Source organism: Streptomyces katrae, assembly GCF_000966975.1.
Taxonomy (GTDB): Bacteria; Actinomycetota; Actinomycetes; order Streptomycetales; family Streptomycetaceae; genus Streptomyces; species Streptomyces katrae.
On the sequence record NZ_JZWV01000081.1, the window covers coordinates 1 to 6,682 of the forward strand.

Genomic DNA, 6,682 nt, shown 5'->3' on the forward strand with positions numbered 1-6,682 from the left:
GGTCCTTGTCCGCCCAGGATCGCGGCGGCGGCGGGCCCGACGGGGCCGCCCCGGGCTGCGGCAGCTCGCTCTCGGGCAGGGCCTTCGCCCGCTCCACGGCGGCCATCCACTGGTCCAGCTGGCGCCGGCCCATCCGCTGCCCGTAGCCCGGCAGCGCCGACAGCGCGTGCACGTTCGCGGGGACGGCCAGGGCCGCCTCCACGATCGCGGCGTCGCCCAGCACCTTGCCGGGGGACACGTCACGGCGCTGCGCGATCCGGTCGCGGGCCTCCCACAGCTCCCGCACCACCGCCATCTGACGGCGGCGGCGCACCTTGTGCATGCCGGAGGTGCGGCGCCAGGGGTCCTTGCGCGGCGGGGCGGGCGGGGCGGAGGCGATGGCGTCGAACTCCTGGCGGGCCCACTCCAGCTTGCCCTGCCGGTCCAGCTCCTTCTCCAGCGCGTCCCGCAGGTCCACCAGCAGCTCCACGTCCAGCGCGGCGTACCGCAGCCAGGGCTCGGGGAGCGGGCGGGTGGACCAGTCGACGGCGGAGTGCCCCTTCTCCAGCTGGTAGCCGAGCACGCTCTCGACCATCGCCCCGAGTCCGACCCGGGGGAAGCCGGCCAGCCGGCCCGCCAGCTCGGTGTCGAACAGGGTGGTGGGGGCCATGCCTATTTCCCGCAGGCAGGGCAGGTCCTGGGTGGCGGCGTGCAGGATCCACTCGGTGCCGGAGAGGGCCTCGCCCAGGGCGGAGAGGTCGGGGCAGCCGACCGGGTCGATCAGCGCGGAGCCCGCGCCCTCGCGGCGCAGCTGCACGAGGTAGGCGCGCTGGCCGTAGCGGTAGCCGGAGGCGCGTTCGGCGTCGACGGCGACGGGGCCGGTGCCCGCCGCGAAGGCCGCCACGACCTCGGCGAGCGCCTCGGCGTCGGCCACGACGGGCGGGATGCCCTCGCGGGGCTCCAGCAAAGGAATCGGCAGCCCATCGGACGAAACCTCTTCGTCCGGGGGGCCGCCCCCGGTGGTGGTGCGCAGGTGTGCTGCGGTCTCTTGGGCGTCGGTCACCGGTCAAGGGTATCCGTGTATGTGACGCGCCCGTCGCCGGAACGTTCCGTCGACGGGCGCGAAGGGTGGGGCACGGGCCCCGCCGGGGTTCGCCGGCGGCCGGCCCGCGGGGCTCAGGGCGGGGTCAGTGGATGATCCCCGTCCGCAGGGCGACGGCGACCATCCCGGCCCGGTCGCCGGTGCCGAGCTTGCGGGCGATCCGGGCGAGGTGGGACTTGACGGTCAGGGCGGACAGGCCCATCGAGACGCCGATGGCCTTGTTGGACTGCCCCTCCGCGACGAGGCGCAGCACCTCGACCTCGCGGCCGGACAGCTCCCGGTAGCCGCCCGGGTGGCTCGGGGCACCCGGGGGGCGGCGGTGCATGCGGGCGGCGGCGGCACCGATGGGGGCGGCGCCGGGCCGGGTGGGGAGACCGATGTTGGTGCGGGTGCCGGTGACCACGTAGCCCTTCACACCGCCCGCGAGGGCGTTGCGCACGGCTCCGATGTCATCGGCGGCGGACAGGGCCAGGCCGTTCGGCCAGCCGGCGGCGCGGGTCTCGGAGAGCAGGGTGAGACCGGAGCCGTCCGGCAGGTGGACGTCGGCCACGCAGATGTCGCGCGGGCTGCCGACGCGGGGGCGGGCCTCCGCGATGGACGACGCCTCGATCACGTCACGGACTCCGAGAGCCCACAGATGGCGGGTCACGGTGGAACGGACGCGCGGGTCGGCCACGACGACCATGGCCGTCGGCTTGTTCGGGCGGTAGGCGACCAGGCTTGCGGGCTGCTCGAGAAGAACGGACACCTAGGCCTCCTGGGGGAGTGGCGGGACGGGCCGGCTCGGGGAAGGAAGCCGGTGCGAACCGTGCGGATGGTCACTGACTCCTTCGGCACGTCACCCGCCCGGCTTTAGGGAATGATCACGATTTGGTGAGTAACAATTCGGGCAATTCGGACGCACGATCGATCAAGGGATGATCAGAAGCCCGCCATGACCGCACGGCTTTGACGCTCCGTCACGCACCCGAACGATCGCCCCCGCGCCGCCGGACCCCGTCCGGCCGCCCCCGCACCCCCTCCGGACGGCCCCTCCGGGCCGCCCGCTACGGGTGGTGCGGACCGCGCCGCTGTGGCAGCGACACCACGCCCGGCGCCCCCTCCGCCGGGCCCGCCGGGGGCAGCCCCGCGATCTGGCACAGCAGCTCGCACCAGGACGCCAGGTGCGCGGAGGTGTCCGGCACCCCGCCGACCCCCTCCCGGGGGGTCCACGAGGCCCTGATCTCGATCTGCGTCGCCGGACGCCGCTCCCCGAGCCCCCCGAAGTAGTGCGAGCTCGCCATGGTCACGGTCCCGCTCGGCTCCCCGTACGCCAGCCCGCGCGCCTCCAGTGCCCCGGTCAGCCAGGACCAGCACACCTCCGGGAGCAGCGGGTCCGCCGCCATCTCCGGCTCCAGCTCCGCCCGTACCAGCGTCACCAGCCGGAACGTGCCCTGCCAGGCGTCGTGCCCGGCCGGATCGTGGAGCAGGATCAGCCGCCCGTCGGCCAGGTCCTCCTCCCCGTCCACGACCGCCGCCTCCAGCGCGTACGCGTACGGTGCCAGCCGCTGGGGCGGCTTCGTGGGATCGATCTCGATCCCGGGCCGCAGCCGCGCCTTGCGCAAGCCGTCGACCGCCCGTCGGAACGGGAGCGGGACCGAGCTCTCCTTCGCGCCGTCCACGCCGTCAGCGCCATCTGAAAATCGTCCCTGAGCCGCAGCCATGCCGGGAAGACTAGGCGGAACGGGCGCCCGTGCGGCGCAGGGACACCCGTGCCGGGGCGGGCACTTCTTCATACGTGCGAAGATTTGCCGCGTGAGCGCCACTACCAGCCCGCAGGGCCAGCCGAGTCAGACGTACGATTCCGCCTTCCTGAAGGCCTGCCGGCGCGAGCCGGTACCGCACACCCCGGTGTGGTTCATGAGGCAGGCCGGCCGCTCACTGCCCGAGTACCGCAAGGTCCGCGAGGGCACCGCCATGCTCGAGTCCTGCATGCGCCCGGACCTGGTCACCGAGATCACCATGCAGCCGGTGCGCCGCCACGGCGTCGACGCGGCGACCTCGACATCAAGCCGGGCATCGGCCCGGTCGTCGCCCAGCCCATCCGGCGCCGCGAGGACCTCGCACAGCTGCGCGACCTCACCCCGGAGGACGTCGCGTACGTCACCGAGGCGATCGGCATGCTCACGGGTGAACTCGGCAGCACGCCGTTGATCGGCTTCGCCGGCGCGCCTTTCACCCTCGCGAGCTACCTCGTCGAGGGCGGCCCGTCCAAGAACCACGAGCACACCAAGGCCCTGATGTACGGGGACCCGGAGCTGTGGGCGGCCCTCCTCGACCGGCTCGCGGACATCACCTCCGCCTTCCTGAAGGTCCAGATCGAGGCCGGCGCCTCCGCGGTCCAGCTCTTCGACTCCTGGGTCGGCGCCCTGGCCCCGGCGGACTACCGCCGCTCGGTGATGCCGGCGTCGGCGAAGGTCCTGGAGTCCGTCGCCTCCTACGGCGTCCCGCGCATCCACTTCGGCGTGGGCACGGGCGAGCTGCTCGGCCTGATGGGCGAGGCCGGCGCGGACGTCGTGGGCGTCGACTACCGGGTCGCCCTGGACGAGGCCGCCCGCCGGGTCGGCCCCGGCAAGGCGCTCCAGGGCAACCTGGACCCCGCGGTCCTCTTCTCCACCCCGGAGGCCGTCGAGGCCAAGACGGACGAGGTCCTGGCCGCCGCGGCGGGCCTGGAGGGCCACGTCTTCAACCTCGGCCACGGCGTCCTCCCGACGACGGACCCCGACGCGCTGACCCGCCTGGTGGACTACGTCCACACCCGTACGCAGCGCTAGCCGGACACGGCGCCACCGCTCCCGCGCCTCAACGCCGGCGGGGCCATGGACGGCCCCGCCGGCGTTTGGGCTACACGCCCGCCGCCCGCACCGCCGAGACCGCCTTGCGGGCCGCGACCAGCACCGGGTCCCACACGGGAGAGAACGGCGGGGCGTAGCCCAGGTCCAGGGCGACGACCTGTTCCACCGTCATGCCCGCCGTGAGGGCCACCGCCGCCACGTCCACCCGCTTCGCGGACCCGGCCCCGCCCACGATCTGGACGCCCAGCAGACGGCCCGTACGCCGCTCCGCCAGCATCTTCACCGTCATCTCCGCCGCCCCGGGGTAGTACCCCGCCGTGTTCGTGGAGCGGATCGTGGCCGTCACGAAGCGCAGCCCCGCCGCCAGGGCGTCCTTCTCCCGCAGCCCCGTACGGGCGATCTCCAGGTCGCAGACCTTGCTCACCGCCGTGCCGACCACCCCCGGGAACGTCGCGTAGCCGCCGCCCACGTTCGAGCCGATGACCTGGCCGTGCTTGTTGGCGTGCGTGCCCAGCGGGATGTGCCGGTTGCGGCCCGCCACCAGGTCCAGGACCTCCACGCAGTCACCGCCCGCCCAGACGTCCTCCTGGCCCCGGACCCGCATCGACAGGTCCGTCAGCAGGCCCCCCGACTCCCCGAGCGGCAGCCCCGCCTCGCGGGCCAGGGACGTACGGGGCTCCACGCCGATGCCGAGCACCACCACGTCCGCCGGGTACTCCTCGCCCGACGCCGTGGCCACCGCCCGGGCCCGGCCCTCCTCGTCCTCCAGGATCTTCACCACCTCGGCGCCGGAGACCGTGACGATGCCCATGGCGTTCATCGCCCGGTGCACCAGGCCGCCCATGTCCGGGTCCAGCGTGGCCATCGGCTGCGGGCCGCGATGCAGGACGGTGACCTCGTAGCCCCGGTGGACCAGGGCCTCGGCCATCTCCACGCCGATGTAGCCGGCGCCGACCACGACCGCCCGGCGGCCCTCCGTACGCTCCAGGCTGCCGATCAGGCGCTGGCCGTCGTCCAGGGACTGGATGCCGTGCACCCCGTGCGCGCCGATCCCCGGCAGCTTCGGGCGGACCGGGCGGGCGCCGGTCGCCAGGACCAGCTTGTCCCAGCCCGTCCAGGACTCCTCCCCGCTGTCCAGGTTCCGGGCGCGCACCCGGCGGCCCGGCAGGTCCAGCTCCAGGACCTCCGTGCGGGTGCGCAGGTCGATGCCCCGGGCGCGGTGCTCCTCGGGGGTGCGGGCGATCAGGTCGTCCCGCTCCGTGACCTGCCCGCCGACCCAGTACGGGATCCCGCACGCCGAGTACGAGGTGAAGTGCCCCCGCTCGAACGCGGTGATCTCCAGTTCCCCGGCCCCCTTGAGCCGCCGGGCCTGGGACGCGGCGGACATCCCCGCCGCGTCACCGCCGACCACCACCAGTCGTTCCGCCGCCATCGCCCTGCCCGCCCTCCGCGCCGTGCGCCGTCGCCTCCGTTACGGGGACACGCTACGGGCGGACGGGCCGTCAGACCCCGTCCTCGCGTGCACCGCCCGCCGGTTCCGGGGCCGGGGCAGCGGCCTGCCGGGGCACCAGGGTCCGCCGCAGACCCGTCTTCGGCTTCGCCGGACGGAACCTGCGGTAGAGCCTGAACCCGAAGGTGAGCAGGGCGGCGGCGAGGGCGAAGGGCAGCACCGCCGCCAGTGCGAGCCCGAGGTAGCCGACGAGGCGCGCGAACACCTTCCAGCCGCCGGCCAGGGCATCGCCCATCCCGGGCTGCGGATCCTTCTTCTCCTTCTCCACCGGACCCGGAGCCGGTTCCGAGACCGACAGCGTGATGGTGCCCATCGAGGTCTGGTCCTTCAGCGCGTTCTGCTGGGCCAGCAGGGACTCCAGGTCGGCCTGGCGCCGGCTCAGCTCGCTCTCCAGCATGACCACGTCACTGAGCGCGGAGGCCTTCTCCATCATCTCCCGCACCCGCGCCACGCTGGCCTGCTGCGACTTCACCCGGCTGTCGACGTCGGCGACCTTCTCCGTGACGTCCTGCGCCTCCACCTTCCGGTTCAGCAGCTTCCCGCCGCCCTCCAGGGAGGCGATCACCGCGTCGAAGCGGTCCCCGGGCACCCGCAGGGTCAGCGTGGACGTGATCCGCCCGTCCCCACCGCGGTCGGTGGTCTCGGCACCGACGTAGCCCCCCGCGCCCTCGGCCGCCGTCCGGGCCGCCGCGATGACCTTCTGCGGTTCGGCCGTCTCGATGCCCAGCTTCCCCGTACGGATGACGTTCGGCCGGACGGGAACCTGGGCCTGGCCCTTGGAGTCCGCCGCCGGGGGAGCGGCCGCCCCCGCCCCCGGCTTGCCCTGCGCGCCCTCCCGGGGGGCCGCCGCGGCGGCCTTGCCGTCGGAGGCGGACGTCTGGCTTCCGGCGCTGCAGCCGGTGAGCACGAGGCCCCCGGCCAGGGACAGGCCGGCCAGGGCGGCCGCCGCGCGGTGCTGTCTGCTGAGCGTGTGCATCGTCAAGTACCCCCGGGGGTTCGGCAGATGTCACCGCTTCGACGTCCGCGCCGCCGCCCCGGGTTTCGCCTCCGGGATCCCGACCCGGTTCCGATGCGGTCACGTTCGGGCCTCGGCGGCAGGTCTGAGACCATGGGGCCATGCACGAAGCGGACACGCGTACGAGCGGGACGGGCCGGCCGGGGCCGTCCCGTCATGTCGTCGTCATCGGCGGCGGAATCGCCGGCCTCGCCGCCGCCCACCGGCTGCTCTCCGACGGCCTCCGCGTCACCCTCCTGGAG

The 6,682-nt window shown here is 74.3% G+C and carries 6 protein-coding genes and 1 pseudogene; 2 read left to right on the forward strand and 5 right to left on the reverse strand.

Features of this window, described 5'->3' with window-relative positions; translation table 11 throughout:
* From VR44_RS04410 to VR44_RS04420, 3 genes are all read right to left on the reverse strand, one after another.
* Positions 1-1,042 (reverse strand): HRDC domain-containing protein (locus VR44_RS04410; protein WP_045946030.1); only part of this gene is annotated, 1,042 nt, incomplete at its 3' end.
* 124 nt (positions 1,043-1,166) lie between these two features.
* Positions 1,167-1,829, reverse strand: a complete 663-nt coding sequence (locus tag VR44_RS04415) for a helix-turn-helix transcriptional regulator (RefSeq protein WP_007267191.1) — start codon at positions 1,827-1,829, stop codon at positions 1,167-1,169.
* Between the two features lie 298 nt (positions 1,830-2,127).
* Positions 2,128-2,784, reverse strand: coding sequence for a DUF3000 domain-containing protein (locus tag VR44_RS04420; protein ID WP_045946027.1), 657 nt, complete (start codon positions 2,782-2,784; stop codon positions 2,128-2,130).
* Positions 2,785-2,875: 91 nt separating this feature from the next.
* Here VR44_RS04420 and hemE point away from each other — a divergent pair.
* Positions 2,876-3,894: pseudogene (gene hemE / locus VR44_RS04425) on the forward strand (uroporphyrinogen decarboxylase).
* Positions 3,895-3,964: 70 nt separating this feature from the next.
* Here hemE and VR44_RS04430 read toward each other — a convergent pair.
* Positions 3,965-5,347, reverse strand: a complete 1,383-nt coding sequence (locus VR44_RS04430) for an FAD-dependent oxidoreductase (protein WP_045946028.1) — start codon at positions 5,345-5,347, stop codon at positions 3,965-3,967.
* A gap of 70 nt (positions 5,348-5,417) precedes the next feature.
* Positions 5,418-6,401: a DUF4349 domain-containing protein gene (locus VR44_RS04435; protein ID WP_045946029.1), complete on the reverse strand. Its 984-nt coding sequence runs from the start codon at positions 6,399-6,401 to the stop codon at positions 5,418-5,420.
* A 140-nt stretch (positions 6,402-6,541) separates the two neighbouring features.
* On the opposite strand from VR44_RS04435, the gene VR44_RS42205 reads away from it, so the two are divergent.
* Positions 6,542-6,682 (forward strand): FAD-dependent oxidoreductase (locus tag VR44_RS42205; RefSeq protein ID WP_157880217.1); only part of this gene is annotated, 141 nt, incomplete at its 3' end.

Bases quoted from the DNA above. Each gene is read 5' to 3' on its own strand.
- VR44_RS04435 (WP_045946029.1), bottom strand. From the start codon at position 6,401: ATGCACACGCTCAGCAGACAGCACCGCGCGGCGGCCGCCCTGGCCGGC.
- VR44_RS04430 (WP_045946028.1), bottom strand. From the start codon at position 5,347: ATGGCGGCGGAACGACTGGTGGTGGTCGGCGGTGACGCGGCGGGGATG.
- VR44_RS04420 (WP_045946027.1), bottom strand. From the start codon at position 2,784: ATGGCTGCGGCTCAGGGACGATTTTCAGATGGCGCTGACGGCGTGGAC.